At 67.7% G+C, this 14,221-nt stretch carries 19 protein-coding genes; 7 read left to right on the plus strand and 12 right to left on the minus strand.

From position 1 onward, the window contains the following. Positions 1-49 precede the first annotated feature (49 nt). From JAO74_RS00535 to gmk, 5 genes are all read left to right on the plus strand, one after another. Positions 50-535 carry an SspB family protein gene (locus tag JAO74_RS00535; RefSeq protein WP_199033975.1) on the plus strand — a complete coding sequence of 162 codons (486 nt, stop codon included), beginning with the start codon at positions 50-52 and terminating at the stop codon, positions 533-535. Positions 536-814: 279 nt separating this feature from the next. Beyond that, complete coding sequence (gene fumC, locus JAO74_RS00540; RefSeq protein ID WP_199033977.1) at positions 815-2,206, plus strand: class II fumarate hydratase; 1,392 nt, start codon at positions 815-817, stop codon at positions 2,204-2,206. A 16-nt stretch (positions 2,207-2,222) separates the two neighbouring features. Continuing rightward, complete coding sequence (locus tag JAO74_RS00545; protein WP_233150525.1) at positions 2,223-2,471, plus strand: hypothetical protein; 249 nt, start codon at positions 2,223-2,225, stop codon at positions 2,469-2,471. After that, complete coding sequence (locus JAO74_RS00550) at positions 2,468-2,677, plus strand: hypothetical protein (protein WP_199033979.1); 210 nt, start codon at positions 2,468-2,470, stop codon at positions 2,675-2,677. Before JAO74_RS00545 ends, JAO74_RS00550 begins: the two co-directional genes overlap by 4 nt. 104 nt (positions 2,678-2,781) lie before the next feature. Continuing rightward, positions 2,782-3,432, plus strand: a complete 651-nt coding sequence (gmk, locus tag JAO74_RS00555; RefSeq protein ID WP_199033981.1) for a guanylate kinase — start codon at positions 2,782-2,784, stop codon at positions 3,430-3,432. A gap of 62 nt (positions 3,433-3,494) precedes the next feature. Here the strand turns inward: gmk and JAO74_RS00560 are convergent, their stop codons facing one another. From JAO74_RS00560 to crcB, 7 genes are all read right to left on the minus strand, one after another. Further along, positions 3,495-4,541, minus strand: coding sequence for a sensor histidine kinase (locus JAO74_RS00560; RefSeq protein ID WP_199033982.1), 1,047 nt, complete (start codon positions 4,539-4,541; stop codon positions 3,495-3,497). 246 nt (positions 4,542-4,787) lie between these two features. Beyond that, positions 4,788-5,477: an ATP12 family chaperone protein gene (locus JAO74_RS00565; protein ID WP_199033984.1), complete on the minus strand. Its 690-nt coding sequence runs from the start codon at positions 5,475-5,477 to the stop codon at positions 4,788-4,790. Then, positions 5,474-5,695, minus strand: a complete 222-nt coding sequence (locus JAO74_RS00570) for a hypothetical protein (RefSeq protein ID WP_199033986.1) — start codon at positions 5,693-5,695, stop codon at positions 5,474-5,476. The genes JAO74_RS00565 and JAO74_RS00570 overlap by 4 nt, the downstream gene beginning before the upstream one ends. After that, the gene (locus JAO74_RS00575) at positions 5,692-6,348 is read right to left on the minus strand and encodes an HAD-IA family hydrolase (protein ID WP_199033988.1); all 657 of its coding nucleotides are present in this window, start codon (positions 6,346-6,348) and stop codon (positions 5,692-5,694) included. The genes JAO74_RS00570 and JAO74_RS00575 overlap by 4 nt, the downstream gene beginning before the upstream one ends. After that, complete coding sequence (locus tag JAO74_RS00580) at positions 6,339-6,992, minus strand: FMN-binding negative transcriptional regulator (RefSeq protein ID WP_199033990.1); 654 nt, start codon at positions 6,990-6,992, stop codon at positions 6,339-6,341. Before JAO74_RS00580 ends, JAO74_RS00575 begins: the two co-directional genes overlap by 10 nt. Continuing rightward, entirely contained in the window at positions 6,992-8,161 is a 1,170-nt protein-coding gene (locus JAO74_RS00585) for an RluA family pseudouridine synthase (protein ID WP_199033992.1), read from the minus strand. Before JAO74_RS00585 ends, JAO74_RS00580 begins: the two co-directional genes overlap by 1 nt. Beyond that, positions 8,158-8,532 (minus strand): fluoride efflux transporter CrcB, encoded by a 375-nt coding sequence (crcB, locus tag JAO74_RS00590; protein ID WP_199033994.1) that lies wholly within the window; start codon positions 8,530-8,532, stop codon positions 8,158-8,160. Before crcB ends, JAO74_RS00585 begins: the two co-directional genes overlap by 4 nt. A gap of 93 nt (positions 8,533-8,625) precedes the next feature. Between crcB and JAO74_RS00595 the strand changes: the two genes are divergently transcribed. Continuing rightward, positions 8,626-8,859, plus strand: a complete 234-nt coding sequence (locus tag JAO74_RS00595) for a hypothetical protein (protein WP_416194260.1) — start codon at positions 8,626-8,628, stop codon at positions 8,857-8,859. Between the two features lie 52 nt (positions 8,860-8,911). On the opposite strand, the gene JAO74_RS00600 is transcribed toward JAO74_RS00595, so the two are convergent. Together JAO74_RS00600 and JAO74_RS00605 are read right to left on the minus strand one after the other, a co-directional pair. Further along, the gene (locus JAO74_RS00600) at positions 8,912-9,478 is read right to left on the minus strand and encodes a glycine zipper 2TM domain-containing protein (RefSeq protein ID WP_199033996.1); all 567 of its coding nucleotides are present in this window, start codon (positions 9,476-9,478) and stop codon (positions 8,912-8,914) included. Positions 9,479-9,648: 170 nt separating this feature from the next. Beyond that, a complete protein-coding gene (locus tag JAO74_RS00605; protein WP_199033998.1) occupies positions 9,649-9,969 on the minus strand; it encodes a glycine zipper 2TM domain-containing protein in 321 nt (106 codons plus the stop codon). Between the two features lie 157 nt (positions 9,970-10,126). On the opposite strand from JAO74_RS00605, the gene JAO74_RS00610 reads away from it, so the two are divergent. After that, the gene (locus JAO74_RS00610; protein WP_199034000.1) at positions 10,127-10,747 is read left to right on the plus strand and encodes a trimeric intracellular cation channel family protein; all 621 of its coding nucleotides are present in this window, start codon (positions 10,127-10,129) and stop codon (positions 10,745-10,747) included. Positions 10,748-10,749: 2 nt separating this feature from the next. Here the strand turns inward: JAO74_RS00610 and JAO74_RS00615 are convergent, their stop codons facing one another. The 3 genes from JAO74_RS00615 to sppA all read right to left on the minus strand — a co-directional run bounded on the left by JAO74_RS00615 (position 10,750) and on the right by sppA (position 13,811). After that, positions 10,750-11,040 carry an excalibur calcium-binding domain-containing protein gene (locus tag JAO74_RS00615; RefSeq protein ID WP_233150526.1) on the minus strand — a complete coding sequence of 97 codons (291 nt, stop codon included), beginning with the start codon at positions 11,038-11,040 and terminating at the stop codon, positions 10,750-10,752. 353 nt (positions 11,041-11,393) lie between these two features. Further along, positions 11,394-11,954 carry a GNAT family N-acetyltransferase gene (locus tag JAO74_RS00620; RefSeq protein WP_199034002.1) on the minus strand — a complete coding sequence of 187 codons (561 nt, stop codon included), beginning with the start codon at positions 11,952-11,954 and terminating at the stop codon, positions 11,394-11,396. Positions 11,955-11,963: 9 nt separating this feature from the next. Next, entirely contained in the window at positions 11,964-13,811 is a 1,848-nt protein-coding gene (sppA, locus tag JAO74_RS00625; RefSeq protein ID WP_233150597.1) for a signal peptide peptidase SppA, read from the minus strand. Positions 13,812-14,221 lie beyond the last annotated feature (410 nt).

Raw genomic sequence — 14,221 nt, forward strand, 5'->3', positions numbered from 1 at the left:
GGTTCGTGCAATCTTGACGCTGGGGTGGAGGGGGGCCTACCCAAAGAGAATGAGCGATGGCCTTCCCGACAGCCTGATCCCGTATGACGAGATCGTCCAGGAAGCCCTGCGTGCGGTGGTGGGCCGTGTGCTGGGTTCCGTGGCGGAGGCCGGCGGGCTGCCCGGCGAGCATCATTTCTACATCACGTTCAAGACGCAGGCGCCCGGGGTCGACATCCCCCGGCGGCTGATCGAGCGGTTTCCGGACGAGATGACGATCGTCATGCAGAACCGGTACTGGGACCTGACCGTCGATGACGAGCGGTTCTCGGTGGGGCTGAGCTTCAATCAGGTGCCGTCGAAGCTGGTGATTCCCTATTCGGCGATTACCGGGTTCCACGATCCGGCGGTGAATTTCGAATTGCGCTTCCAGGCGCAGGAGGAAGTGGACGGTCTGCCCGAAATCCCCGACGCCGCCGAGAATGACGGCCCGCTCGCGCAGCCGGTCGAGGACGGATCGAACGTCGTCAGCGTGGACTTCAAGCGGAAGAAGTAGAAAAGCGAGGCGCAAGAGCGCCAAGCCCCGCCCGGCCGACGGGCCAAAAGCCCGTTCGACGACGCGGCTTCGCCGCGGCGCGGGCGTGTCCGAGCGTGATGGTATGTTACAGATCCATCCGTCATTGCGAGCGCAGCGAAGCAACCCAGAGTCGCGCACGACGCCCTGGGTTGCTTCGCTGCGCTCGCAATGACGACTGGGATAATATTCCGCTAAAGAAGCACGCTGGCCATACACGGCAGTCCGCAACAAGATCACGCGGTCCGCCGTTATCCCGGCATGACCAACACCCGCACCGAAACCGACTCGATCGGCCCGATCGAGGTCCCCGCCGACGCCTATTGGGGCGCACAGACCGAACGCAGCCTCGAAAATTTCCCGTTCGGCGCGCGCGAGCGGATGCCGATCGGGATCGTCCACGCGCTGGCGATCGTGAAGCAGGCCTGCGCGCGCGTGAACCGCGATCACGGTCTGGACGCGGGCAAGGCCGACGCGATCGAATCGGCGGCGGCAGAGATCGTCGCGGGCACGCTCGACGACCAGTTCCCGCTCGTGATCTGGCAGACGGGCAGCGGCACGCAATCGAACATGAACGTCAACGAGGTGATCGCCGGCCGCGCCAACGAGGTGCTGGCGGGGACGCGCGGCGGCAAGATGCCGGTCCATCCCAATGACGATGTGAACCGGGGGCAGTCCTCGAACGACAGCTTCCCTACCGCGCTGCACGTCGCCGCCGCGCTGGCGGTGACGCGGGTGCTGTATCCCGCGCTCGACCGGCTGCACGCGGCGCTCGACGCCAAGGCGCGCGAGTGGGACGATCTGGTGAAGATCGGCCGTACGCATCTGCAGGATGCGACGCCGTTGACGCTGGGGCAGGAGTTCTCCGGCTATGCGGCGCAGATCGCCAACGCCCGCGACCGGATCGAGGGGACGCTACACCGCAACATCATGCCGCTGGCGCAGGGCGGCACCGCGGTCGGCACCGGGCTGAACGCCCCGGCGGGGTTCGGCGAGGCGGTGGCGGCGGCGATCGCCGACCTGACCGGGCTGCCGTTCGTCACCGCGCCCAACAAGTTCGAGGCGCTGGCGTCGAACGATGGGCTTGTCGACCTGCACGGCGCGCTCAACGTGCTGGCGGTGGCGCTGGCCAAAATCGCCAACGATATCCGGCTGTTGGGCAGCGGACCGCGATCGGGGCTGGGCGAGCTGGAACTGCCCGCCAACGAACCGGGCAGCTCGATCATGCCGGGCAAGGTCAACCCGACCCAGTGCGAGATGCTGACGATGGTGGCCGCGCAGGTGATGGGCAACAACGTCGCGGTCACCGTCGGCGGGTTGCAGGGCCATCTGGAACTGAACGTCTTCAAGCCGTTGATCGGCGCCAACGTGCTGCGGTCGATCGACCTGCTAGGCATCGGCATGACCAGCTTCGCCGAACGGACGGTGGAGGGCATGACCGCCAATCGCGACCGGATCGCCGAACTGGTCGACCGATCGCTGATGCTCGTCACCGCGCTGGCACCCGAGATTGGGTACGACAATGCCGCGAAGATCGCCAAGCACGCGCATCGTCACGGCCTGACCCTGAAGGAGGCCGGCGTGCAGATGGGGCTGGTGGACCCCGAAACGTTCGATCGCGTCGTCAAACCGGAATCGATGCTGGGCCGGTGACGGAACCTCGCGGGCGTTGCCGCGCTATGCCTGCGATGAAGGAGATCGGTTCGTGAGTGCAACGACGATAGGCGCTTTGGTCGGTGGTGTGATCGACAGCATGGGCGGCGATGATGACGGCAATTGGGATGGCGCGATCAAGGGCGCGATCGTGGCCAATGTGCTGAAGGTCGCGATCCCGGTAGCGATCACCTACGCGGTCGGCTGGGCGGTATTGCGTGGCGCGGCGGAACTGAAGGATCAGGTTTTTGGAGAAGTGAAATGATCGGCAAGATTATCGGTGCACTGGTGGGTCGCGAGATGGATCGTCGCGATGGTTCGGGCGGCATGAAGGGCGCGGCGATGGGCGCGCTGATCGGTGGCGGCCTGCGCCGGATGGGGCCGCTGGGCATGATCCTGGGCGGCGGTTACGTTGCCAAGAAGGCGTATGATCGCCGTCGCGCATCGCGCTCGGCACCGCCGGTGATCTGAACGGCATTGGCCGGCGGGGCGTCATCGGGCGCCCTGCCGGGTTGACGACGCCGGGTTGACGACGCCGGGTTGACGACGGGGGCATCGCCCGGCCAAAGGCGCGCATGGCGCCTGTTCTCCCCACCGATCCGCACAACCTCAAGCGGCGGGGCATGTTGTTCGTGCTGTCGTCGCCATCGGGCGCGGGAAAATCGACCATTGCGCGCCTCTTGCTGGCCGACGAACCCGAACTCGAAATGTCGGTATCGGCCACGACCCGCCCGATTCGGGAGGGCGAGATCGATGGCCGCGATTATCATTTCGTCGATCTGGAAGAATTCCGTCGCATGGTAGCGGCGGACGAATTTCTCGAATGGGCGCACGTCTTCGACAATCGTTACGGCACGCCGCGGGCGCAGGTCGAGGCATTGCTGGCGGATGGCAAGGACGTGCTGTTCGATATCGACTGGCAGGGCGCGCAACAGCTGTTCCAGATCGCCGGCGGCGACGTGGTGCGCGTGTTCATCTTCCCGCCGTCGATGCCCGAACTGCGCCAGCGGCTGGAACGGCGGGCGACCGATTCGCCCGAGGTCATCGACGCCCGCATGGCGCGCGCCGCGAACGAGGTCAGCCACTGGGATGGCTACGACTATGTCCTCGTCAATCACGACGTCGAAACCTGCTTTCGCGGCGTGAAGACGATCATCGCGGCCGAGCGGTTGAAGCGGTCGCGGCAGACGGGATTGATCGGCTTCATCCGGCGCCTGACGCGATAGGCCTGACGCGATAGGCCTGACGCGATATGCCTGACGCGATAGGCCTGACGCGATAGGGTCGCTCAGCCGCGTTGCTCCGGCACCCGCAACAGGCAACTGGTGCCATGGTCGCGCTCGATCGTGATCGTCGCATCGATCGCATCGGCCAGCCCCTGGATCAGACGCGACCCGATGCCGGGTTGACGGACGGCGCTGGCCATCACCCCGTCATCGGCCACCACGACCATCACCTCCGTCCCCACCTGTCGCGCATCGATCACGATCGTGCCCGCGCCGTCGCCGAAGGCGTATTTGACGGCGTTCGTCACCCATTCGTTGACGATCAGGCCGATCATCAGCGCCTTGTGCGCCTCCATCGCGATTGGTGAACTGGTCAGCGACAGGTCGATGCCAGCGGGCACGAAGCCGGCGCGCAGCGATCCGACGATCTCCGTCAGATATTCGTCGAGCATCAATTGATGCGCCTGACGGCCCGCCAGCCCCAGATTGCGATAGACCGAGGCGATCGATTCCAGCCGCACGGCGGCGCGTTGCAGCTCGATCGTCACCTCCGTGCTGGCCGATGCCCGCGCCTGCGTCGACAGCAACGCGGCGGCGATCTGGAAATTGTTCTTCGTACGGTGGTCCATTTCACCGATCAGCAGCGACAGCGTCTTCACCTCGCGCTGGCAGGTCTGGCGTAGCTGCGCCGCCGCCGTCCGGTACGCCGCCGTCGCCCAGATGGTGAGCAGCAGCGCAAGGCTCGACAGGACCAGATTGGCGGCGCTGGTCGATCCGACACGGGTCACCGTCCAGTGCGGAAAGACGAAGAAGACGACCAGCGCCTGGCATCCGATCGCCGCGACGATCCCCGCGCGCGCACCCGCCAGCAGGGTGGCGACGATGACCATGGGAAAGGTGAGGACGAACGGGATCACGCCGCCGACGACCTGTTCGATCGCGATCCGCGCCAGCACGGCGGCGGCCACGGTCGACAGCCCGACCGCCAGTTCGATCGGCCATGTGACGGTGCCGTTGCGGGCCAGGATGTCGCCGCGTTGCAGGCCGGTGAACAGCCGCGCCAGCGACCATCGCTGTGACCGCACCACGGCGACGCCGTCCGCACGCATCAGCGGTCTTTACCTACGATAGTGGCCGACTCGCCGGATCGTGCATGGCTCATGGCGACGCTCCCTCTTCGGCATCGTGCACCTGCGCCAAGCCGCTGTCACGCCCGCATATCGGGGGTGATTTCAATCAGCCCAGAGCATCGAGCGCTTAATCCAACCCGTTCGTGCTGAGCGAAGTCGAAGCACATTGCGGAGAGGTAGCCTTCGACTTCGCTCAGGCCAAACGGTCAGGAGATGGCTCCGATTTCACGCCATTTGCTCCAGCGTCGCGAGGAAGGCGGCGGCGGCATCGAACTCGCGGCGATGCGCGGCGGTGGTCGCCGCGGCCAGCGCATCCTCGCCCCAGCGATCGATCTGCCATTGCTCGTCGACCTGCGCGGCGGTCCATGTCGCCTCTGCGGACATCGTCCCCTCCGCCAGCGCCAGCGCGAGGATCAGCGATCCGGACAGCGTCACCACCGGCGACAGGCCGGCGAGATGCCACGCGTCATAGGCACCCATCGCCTCCGCCAGCCGTGCGATCGTCGCGGGCGGCTGCGCGCGGTGGACGATGCCGGCGGTCACCTCGACATGCAAGTCATAGCGCGCGCGCGCCCAGTGGAGGGGCGGGTCCCACGCCGCAACCTGACGCTCGACCAGTTCGGGCGGCGCTTCGGCCCGGTAACAGAGCAGGTCGCTCTCGCCGTAGCGCGCCAGCCCTTGCGCGAAAAGCGCGGGATCCGGAGCGATACGATCGATCGCGGCGTTCGACAGGCCGGTCAGCGGCATCGCGCGCGGATCGATCGTCTCGTCGACCGCCAGCCATTCCGCCGCCACCGCCGCCGCCAGCGCATCGGTCGGCAATGCCAGCGGCACCCGGCCGGGGGTGCGGACGGGCCGCCCGTCGAGCAGCACCTCGCGCCCGGCGATCGTGACGTCCTGCCAGAACCGCTTCATGGCGCGGGCGGACTGCGCCAGCGATGGGCGAGGCTGGCGGGCACCACGGCGATCACTACCAATGCCGACAGGACGAGAAGGATGCCGATCACCTTCACCGGCCATTCCTGCGCCCGCGCCGCGATCACCATGCCGAACACCGCGCCGGCGACGCCGACGATCCGGATGCCGACCAGCGCCAGCCAGCGCCGCTGCGCGACATGTTCCGGCACGCTCATGCCAGCAACGCCGGCAGGTCGCGGGCGTGGTCGGCGACCATATCGGCACCGGCGCCGATCAGTTCGGCGGCTGCGTGATAGCCCCAGGCGACACCCACCGCGCGCGTGCCGGCGGCGCGGGCCATCGCCATATCGAAACTGGTATCGCCTATCATCGCCGTCATGTGGGGCATCGCGCCGGTTTCCGCCATGGCCGCGTGCAACATCGCCGGGTCGGGCTTCGACGGATGACGATCCGCCGTCTGCAACGTCGCGAAATACCGTTCCAGACCGTGATGGGCCAGGACATGCGCCAGACCGCGATCGGATTTGCCGGTGGCGACGCCCAGCTTCCAGCCGTCGTCCGCCAGCCGCTCGATCACGTCGACGATCCCCTCGAAAAGCGGTTCGTCGTCCAGCCCGCCATCGGCGCGCAGCCGCTGGAACGCCTGTTTGTAATCAGCGGCCAGCCGGTGATGGTCGGCACCCGGCCGCAGCACGCGCATCGCCTCCACCAGACTGAGGCCGACGATGCGGCGAGTATCGGCGCGGGGCGGCGGATCGAGCGCGGATTGCTGGAACGCCGCCTCCATCGCGCGACAGATGTTCGCCTGGCTGTCGACCAGCGTGCCGTCGCAATCGAAGACGGCAAGGCGGATGGTGGTTAAACGCATCGGTTCGCCATAGCGCCACCGTGCGGCCTGTCACCCGTTGACGGCAGCACGTCCAGCATGGCTTCGGCCAACGCATCGTTCCCGCAAGCCGTCAGACCGGCGATGACGCCGTCGCGGTCGGGTGGGCGCTTGTTCTGGCTGAGCTTGGTGGTCGTGCGGATCGCCGTCACCGTCAGTTCGAAGCCACGGATCGCGCGCAGCATCGCGGCGAAGGCGCGCGGGTCCATCTTGTCGCGGGTCCACGGCGCGGCGGGATTGACGCGGAGTTCGTGGGTTGCGGCCAGCGTATCGAGCTGTTCGACCAGCCCGGCCTCGTCCAGCGCCCGCACATACCCGTCGATCTCGATCGCGACATAATTCCACGTCGGCACCTGATCGCCCGGCACCGGATACCAGTTCGGGCTGACATAGCCGTCCGGCCCGACGATGCTGACGAGCGCGGTCGCGCCATCCAGATGCGGGGCGATGCGATTGCTCCGCGCGACGTGAAAGCGCAGCGTCGTGCCGTGGCGCGTGACGGGCACGTGCGCGACCATCAGCCCCGCCGGCGTCGCGATCGTCAGATGTGCAAAGCCGATCGCCGCCGCCCGCGCCAACACCGCCGCGACGGGTTCATCGGCACGGAAGGCGGGGTTGGGGTGCACTATTCGCGCGTACCCCGCCCGCGCCGCTCGCCGCGGCGTTCCTTGCGGACCGATTTGGCATGCGCCTTGGCCCGCTGTTTCAGGATAGCCTTGGGCGGCGGGCCCTTTTCCTCTTCCAGATCGAACGCGTCGGCGGCGGACAGTTCGAAGCCGAGACCGGCGAGGCTTTCGCTGAAATGTGTCGGCAGTTCGGCGGTCTCGTCGATGCGGCCGCCATCGGGGTGGTCGACGCGGATGCGGCGCGCGTGGAGGTGCATCTTGCGACTGATGCCGCCGGTCAGGAACGCGGCGGGGCCGCCATATTTGCCATCGCCGACGATCGGGTGGCCGATCGCCGCCATATGGACGCGCAACTGATGCGTCCGGCCGGTGAACGGCTGCAACTCCACCCAACTGGCCCGGTTGCCGGCCTGTTCGATGACGCGGTACCGGCTGCGCGAGGGCAGGCCGTTCTCCTCGTCGACATGCATCTTCTCGCCGCCGGTGCCGGGCTGTTTGGCGATCGGCAGGTCGATGGTGCCGTCCTCGATCGAGGGGACGCCGACGACGAGCGCCCAATAGACCTTGCGCGCGGTGCGGCCCGAAAACGCCTTGGCGAAGAACGCGGCGGCGCGGCTGGTGCGCGCGACCAGCAGGGCGCCGGACGTATCCTTGTCGAGCCGGTGGACCAGTTTCGGCCGCCCCTCGTCGTCATAGCACAGGGCATCGAGCAGGCCGTCGACATGCGTCGTCGTCTTAGTGCCGCCCTGCGTGGCGAGGCCGGGGGGCTTGTTGAGGACCAGCGCCTGCGGATCGCGGTGGATCACCATCGCGCGGGCATAGGCGATCTGTTCGTCGGACAACTGGACCCGCTCGCGCTCCGGCTTGGCACCGGGCGGCAACGGCGCCTCGGGCGGGGGGACGCGCAGGATCTGGCCGGCGGCGATGCGGTCGCCCGGCGTCGCGCGCGACCCGTCGACCCGCAACTGGCCGGTGCGCGCCCATTTGGCGACGGTGGTGAAACTGGTGTCGGGCAGATGCCGCTTGAACCAGCGATCCAGGCGGATGCCGTCATCGTCATACCCGACGGTGAACTGGCGCACCTCCTTCGGATCGGCCTTGGCCGTGTTTTTCGGGGCGGCGGCCTTTTTCGGAGCAGGGGACTTGGGAGAAGACGTATCGGCGCTCATACGAGGCTCCGGGAGATGGCGAGGCCAGCGACAAGGGCGGCGACCGCGCCGACGACCGAGATCAGGGCATAACCGAGCGCGATGCCCGGCTGTCCCCGTTCGGCCAGCGACACGACGTCGAGCGAAAAGGCGGAAAAGGTGGTGAAGCCGCCGAGCACGCCGACGCCCAGAAACAGGCGCCACGGCTCCCCCGCGGTCGTGCGGGCGAGGATGCCGGCGAGCAGTCCCATGAACAGCCCGCCGATCAGGTTCACCGCCAGCGTGCCGGCCGGAAAATCCGGGCCGAACAGCGCCAGCGTCGCCCGGCCGGTCAGATACCGGGCGCCGGAACCGAGCGCACCGCCGAGCATGACGAGGAATAGAGAGGGCATCGTGCCGCCCTAGCCGCTCGTCGGCGCCACGGCAAACGATGGGGGCGGCGTACTGGAATCTCCGCCATCTTGTCTGGCGGGGCGGATCGAACCATGTTGGCGACCATGCTCAACATCGTCTCCGTCCTGATCGGCCTCGTCACGCTGGCGCTGGGTCTCGTCGCGTTCTTTCCCCTGCTGGGGTGGATGAACTGGCTCGTCATCCCGATCGGGATCGTCGGTGCCGCGGTCGGCGCGCTGTCGTCGAGCAATGGCGGTCGCAACCTGAACCTGGTGCTGATCGTGATCTTCGCGCTGCGCCTGTCGCTGGGCGGCGGCATCATCTGAACGAAAAGGCCCGGCGATCGCTCGCCGGGCCTTCGTCATGGTCGGCCGCCGATCAGCGGCAGCGCACGTTGCCGCGATCGATCGACTGGCCGAGCAGCGCACCGCCGCCGCCACCGATCAACGCGCCGAGCAGGCTCGATCGACCATTGGCGATGACGCTGCCCAGCGCGCCGCCCGCCAGACCGCCGACGATCAGGCCCGTGGTGCCGTCGTTGCGCCGGCAATAATAGCGCCCGTTGCCGCCGCGATAGATGCGGTCGTTACGACCCAGCCGGCGGGGCTGGTAATACCGGCCGTCGCGATAATAGCGGTCGGCATAATAGGTGCGCTGGCCGGGTTCGAACCGGTTGTAATCGTAATTGCGATAACGGCGGATGTCGCGCAGGTCGCCGCGCCGGTCCTGACGGGCGTCGCGGACGTCATCGCGATACTCGCGCCGTGCCTCGCGCACATCGCGCCGTGAATCGGCGTTGCGGACGTCGCGGCGATAATCGCGCTGCGCATCCCGAATTTCGCCGCGATATTCGCGATTGGCCTCGCGCCGTGTGTCCTGCGCCGTGGCCGGGATCGCTGCAAAGGTCGTCGCGGCCAGTGCGACGGTGAGAAAGGCGATACGCATACAAACTCCTTCGTTCGTGACGGGATGAAAACGATCCTGTCGATGGCGAAGTTGCGTGAACCGGAAACTACCTGCCGTTCACCGGCCGGACACCTCGAATGACGGACACGGAAAAGGGCGTCACGGTTGCCCGTAACGCCCTTTCCGACGAAAACCGATATGATCGGCGATCAGCGGCAGCGGTTGTTCGTGCCGCCACGATCGATCGCGCGGCCGGCCAGCGCGCCGGCAGCGGCACCGCCCAGTGTGCCAACCGTACGGTCGCCGCGGGTGTCGATCGTGCGGCCGAGCAACGCACCGCCCACGCCGCCGACGATCGCGCCGGTCGTGCCGCTGTTCTTCTTGCAGCGCACGCGACCGCGGTTGTCGCGATACTCGCGGTCGCGGTCGATGTTGCGATAGCGCCGCTGCGCATCCGCCGGGCTGACCGTGACCATCAGGCTGGGCACCACCATCGCGGCACAACCCAGTGCCAACAGGATCTTACGCATTACCATTCTCCCGTACTAAGAATATGTTGATAGCGTAACGTTGTTCTATCGGCCGGGTTGCATGAACGTCATACAACGACGTTGCCGGCGCCATTTGGTCGTCCCGCATCGGGATGGCGTTCCCATCTGCCGATGGTTCGCGGTACAGGCGCTCGCGATGATTCCCCCCGTACCCTTGCTGCCGACCGCTGCGCCGTGGCTCGATCTCGCCGGCCTCGCCGTTTTCGCCACGTCCGGCGCGCTGGCGGCGGCGCAGCGTAGGCAGACGCTGGTGACGCTGTCGTTCTTCGCGCTCATCACCGGGGTCGGCGGCGGCACGGTGCGCGATCTGCTGATCGGGGCGCCGGTGTTCTGGGTGCGCGACGGGAAGGTCGCCGCGCTGTGCCTGATCGTCGCGCTGCTGATCTGGATGACGCCCCGGCGCTGGTGGTCGGGCGCGGCGCTCGACTGGTTCGATGCGGTCGGGCTGGCGGCCTATGCCGCATACGGCGCGGCGAAGGCGCTGAAATACGGCGTGCCGCCGGTGCCGGCGGCGGTGATGGGCGTGGTGTCCGCCTGCGTCGGCGGCATCATCCGCGACGTGCTGGCGGGCGAGCCGTCGATCCTGATGCGGCCGGAGCTGTACGTGACGGCGGCGGCGCTGGCGTCGGCCAGCTTCGTGACGCTGACCGCGCTGGGGCTGGACGCGACAACCGCCGGCCTGATCGCGGCGACCGCCGGCTTCGCGCTGCGGGCGGCGGCGATCCGGTGGAAACTGGCGCTGCCGGGGTATCGTTGACGCTATTCGGTGCGATGGGGTTCGCAAGCGATCCCGTCATCATCGCCGTCCATCTCCGGGCGATAGCCGGGCGAACCGCGATGGATCGGCGCAACACCGGCGGCGCGCGCGGCGCGGCAGCCAGGATAATAGACCGATCGTTCGACCTGGGCGATATCCTCGGTCGAAGAGGTCGATGCCGGTAAGGCCGATCCGGTGACGGGTGCCATCCGGAACACGGTCAATCCGACCACGACGGCGGCGCCCAGCACCTTGGCCATAAAGGCGCCGGTGATGCCTCCGTCAGCCCCCATGGGGCCGCCGCGACATGGCGGGAGAATCGATACGCATGACCGCAATGTCGGCGAGGGGCGTTACGGAAAGTTTAACGGGGGGCGTGAATGGCCCCGGTCATGGCGAAGCTATCTCCAGATGGAGTATTATTGGGCGAGCCCCGAACGGGTTCACGCAGAGACGCGGAAAAAAGAAAAAGAGAGATCATGGCGCTGCGCGCAACATCCGGGGTCTCAGGTTCTTTTCAATTATCATAGAGGTCGTGCCGGATCGTGATCCCCAACATCGCGATCGAAACCTTGCAAACCGTTCTTCTCCGCGTCTCTGCGTGACAACCCCTGTACCTCTGGCGCGGACGCCTAGTCCCGCACGATCAGTCCCGCACGACGCCCGTGTCGGTGAACGGGCGCGGTTCGGCGGGTGGGGTGGCGGGCTGGGCCAGTTCGCGCTGCCACAGGCCGACATCGATCCAGCGGCCGTGCTTGAAACCGATCTCGCGCTGGACGCCGGCGCGGCGGAAGCCGACGCCCTCATGCAGCGCGATCGAGGCGTCGTTGGGCAGGGCGATGCGCGCGATCGCCTGCGTGAAGCCCTGCGCGGTCAGCGTGTCGACCAGCGCTTCGTACAACAGGCGGCCGGCCCCGCGTTGCTGCGCGGCGTCGGCGACGTAGATCGTCGTCTCCACCGACCAGCGATAGGCCGCGCGACTGTGGAACGCGGTGGCATAGGCATAGGCGAGCACACCGCCCCGCGCCTCTCCCTGCGTCGCGACGATCCACGGATACAGCCCTTCGCTCGCCGCCATCCGCCTCGCGATCGTTCGCGTATCGGGTGCCTGTTCCTCGAACGACGCGGCCCCGATCAGCACGTGCGGCGCATAGATCGCCGCGATCGCGGCGGCGTCGTCCGGAGTCGCGGCGCGGATCGCGATCATCGCCCGATCCTATAGCCCGAGACGGGCGACGAGCAGATCGAGCAGCCGGGTGTCACCGATCGTCGTCGCGCTCGGCCCCAGACCGCCGCATTCCAGACAACGCGCCTGCACCGATCCGCCGCTGGTCAGCCGCGCCACATCGCCCAGCGCGCGCGCCACGACGGCACGGCGATCGGCGGCGATCCGGGCGAAGGCGTCGCCGCCGGGCGTGGCGGTATCCTCGTCCTGGCTCGACAGCGACTGCGCCAGCTTCGCGGCCCAGCCCGGCTCCTTTTCCAGATAGACGGTATGCACCTTGGCCGGATCGAGCTTCGCGCGCCGCGCGGCAAAGGCCACCGCGTCGCTCAGCGAGCCGAAATTATCGACCAGCCCCAGTTGATGCGCGGTGCCGCCGTCCCAGACGCGGCCCTGACCGATCTCATCGACGCGCGCCGTCGTCATCTTGCGCGCCGCGGCGACGCGACCGATGAACTGGCGATAGCCGTTTTCGATGCCCGCCTGCAGGATCGCGTCCAGCTCGGGGCTGGTGCCCGCCAGCACGTTGGGCTGGCCGGTCAGCGGTGTGCTGCGCACCCCGTCGGTGGTCACGCCGATCTTGGCCAGCGTGTTCTCGAAGGTGGGGATGATGCCGAAGATGCCGATCGATCCGGTGATCGTCGCCGGTTCCGCGAAGATCGTGTCGCCCGCCGTCGACACCCAGTAACCGCCCGACGCGGCGAGGCCGCCCATCGACACGACGATCGGCAGGCCGCGCTTCTTGGCCTCCATCACCGCCAGACGGATGCGCTCCGACGCCAGCGCCGATCCGCCCGGCGAATCGACGCGGACGACCAGCGCCTTCAGGTTCTTCGTCGCCAGACCGTTCAGCATCGCCTTGGCGATCGTGTCGCCCGCCGCGGTGCCGGGGCCAGCCTCGCCATCGACGATGTCTCCAGCAACGGTCAGGATGCCGATCGCCTCGCCCACGGTCGGCAGCGGATTGGCCGCGACCCAGGCGTCATAGGCGATCGTGCGGAAGCTGCCGATCGGCTTGCCCGACGCCGCGCCCGCCAGTTGCGCGACACGCTGGCCAAAGGCGATGCGGTCGCCCAGCTTGTCGACCAGTCCGGCGCGCAGGTTGGCCTGAGCAATATCGCCATTGGTGGCCAGCACCGCCTGTTGCGGGTTGGCGAGGAACGGCCCGACCTGCGCCTTGGGCCGCGCCCGCGCGACGCCGTCATGCCATTGTTGCAACAGCGATCCGTACAGCGCCTCCGATGCGGCGCGCGCATCGGGGCTCTGGTCGGCGCGGGTATAGGGTTCGACGAACGACTTGTAGCGGCCGACGCGATAGACGTGCGCGTTGACGCCCAGCTTGTCGATCAGACCCTTGTAGTAAAGCTGCGTGCCGCCCGGCCCGGTAAACAGCGTGCCGCCCAGCGGGTTCACCCACACCTCGCTCGCCGCCGCCGCCAGCCGGTAGCTGCCATCGGTATAGGCGGTGGCATAGGTCAGGACGGGCTTGCCCGACTGGCGCACGCGGACCAGCGCATCGGCGATCTCGCCCAGCGCCGCCGGATAGGCGCCGCCGAAGCCGTCGAGGTCGAGCACCACCGCCTTCACCCGCGCATCGGTGCGCGCGGTATCGATCGCGCGCAGCACGTCGCGCAGGCGGAACTGGCGCGCGACCTGTTGCCCCGACAGGGCGGCGAAGGCGGCGGGTTCCTCGGGCTGTTCGACGATCGATCCGCTCAGATCGAGCAGCAGCGCACCATCGGTGATCGCCTTCGTCCCCGGCCGCGCATTCAGCGCCGCGAAGAGCAGGCCGAAGAACAGCAGCAACAGGATCAGCGCGAGGCCGTCCTTGATCGCCACCATCAGCTTCCACGCACCGCGCACCAGCCGCCAGCCACCGCTGCGTTGCTTGGGCGGACGGCCATCGGTGAAGGAGGGGACGGGACGGGGCACGGCGGTGTCTGTCATGGCCGGTACGGCTAGAACAACCGTGCAGGGCTGGCAACATGGGTGGCGGGGGTGGCGCATCTTTCCATGTTTTGGGCTTCCAGCTGGCCAGCCATGTCGATGCTCCCTCCCGTCATCCCGGCGCATGCCGGGACCCATGGTCACGGAGAGCGGGGTGACGTTGCGCGCGCTATCCCATTGTACCGTGACCATGGGTCCCGACTTTCGTCGGGATGACGGAAAGGGGTTCTAGGGTGCCGCGTCACAAGCCTGGGGAAAGGCCAACGCCGCCCCTCGACTTGCCACCAAGGTCCGGGCAGGGGACG

It is taken from the genome of Sphingomonas mollis (genome assembly GCF_016427505.1).
Lineage (GTDB): Bacteria > Pseudomonadota > Alphaproteobacteria > Sphingomonadales > Sphingomonadaceae > Sphingomonas > Sphingomonas mollis.